Origin of the sequence: Arenicella xantha (assembly GCF_003315245.1) — a bacterium.
Taxonomy (GTDB): Bacteria; Pseudomonadota; Gammaproteobacteria; order Arenicellales; family Arenicellaceae; genus Arenicella; species Arenicella xantha.
In genome coordinates, this window is the sequence record NZ_QNRT01000026.1 from 1 (window position 1) to 1,365 (window position 1,365).

Annotated in this window: 2 protein-coding genes; both read left to right on the plus strand. The window is 40.3% G+C overall.

All coding sequences use genetic code 11. The features are described from left to right. The first annotated feature begins 80 nt into the window (after positions 1 to 80). On the plus strand, positions 81 to 614 hold the full coding sequence (locus DFR28_RS19525) for a hypothetical protein (protein ID WP_113956086.1): 534 nt from the start codon (positions 81 to 83) through the stop codon (positions 612 to 614). Positions 615 to 703: 89 nt separating this feature from the next. Further along, complete coding sequence (locus DFR28_RS19530) at positions 704 to 1,198, plus strand: hypothetical protein (RefSeq protein ID WP_147251086.1); 495 nt, start codon at positions 704 to 706, stop codon at positions 1,196 to 1,198. Positions 1,199 to 1,365 lie beyond the last annotated feature (167 nt).

Here is a 1,365-nt window from a genome sequence, read left to right on the forward strand (position 1 = left end):
GTGTACGAAACAGCGATTATGAAAAAGGCATATAACAAGGCAAAACACTGCCGCTGCGCTCGGACGCAGTACCTGCGCCCGTGTTCGCGGCGTTAGGTATACGTAGGAGACATCTCATTTTTATAAAGAAATATATTTATCTAGTATTATTTTTTCCATTTTTAGTTAGTGGCCAAGAATGGACTGCGTCAAATGATAATTTTCGGGCAAGTTTATTCCTTAGCGATAAACCTGAAGAAATTTATAGCGCTTGGAATTATGGAGAAGCGAATGGCGTAAAAATTGAAGCCTTAGATTCAATTAAAGCAGGCAATCCATTCGAAGCAATAATAGTTTTTTCGGGATGTCAGCCTAATAAAAAGAATAAATGTAAGGTTGTAGCCAATTGGGAAATCGAAACATTCTCAGGTGTCAGTTTAGGTAAGGTTGACGAAGTACCTTTATGGCTAAACGAGAAGGCGCCTGCTCAAGGGCAATTACAAATTGCGGAGAAGGGTGTTGGTTTAGTCGCTGATGCACAAGACAATGGCTACGTAATAAGAGTTACGGTAAAAGACTTAATAAGTAAGCTTAGTATAAAGCTTACTCAAAGAGTAAAAGTAAGTGATACCTAACAAGGTCAAAAACTACCGCACACTGCGTGTGCTCGGACGCGCAGAAGACACGCGCCCGTTTTAACGGCGTTAACTTTACGGGGTTCATGATGAGGGTTGCGATTTTATTTGTATTGTTTTTTTCCACAACTGTTTATGCACAGGACGAATTTTCGATTGAAAATACCGCACTGATATCTGACCTAAATGAATCAATTGGAGCAGTAGCTAAGAAGCATGGTCTAAGCGTTGGAGAGGTACTGCAGGTTGCGAATTCATATCAATTTAACTCGCCATATCTATCCGCGTGCGGTAAAGGAGGGTTTTCAACTTTAGGTAATGGCCAGTATATTTCTAATAACGATAAATTTAATCGCATTGGAGTAACCGCAAAAATTCATAGGCATGGGTTGGATGATATTTGGAAAGGCGGGATGATCGGAGATAGGGAACTAGTAATAATCGAAGATGGCATTATTAAAAGTAGCGTAAAGCTCGCTTCATCAACTGAAAAGCTTCAGTTTGTGCTGTTTGAAACTGAAAAAGTCAGGATTTTCAACTGGACTGAGCTTAGTGGTGGTCACTATTTGAGAAATTGCAAATGAAAGTTAACAAGGTCAAAAACTTACGCACACTACGTGTGCTGGGACGCGCAAAAAACGCGCGCCCGTTTTAACGGCGTTAAATGTACGAGGCATAATGTTAAGAGTTCTATCGCTAATGCTTATCTTCTTGTCCACTTCAGCTCTAGCTAAAGATGAGGTTGTGATAT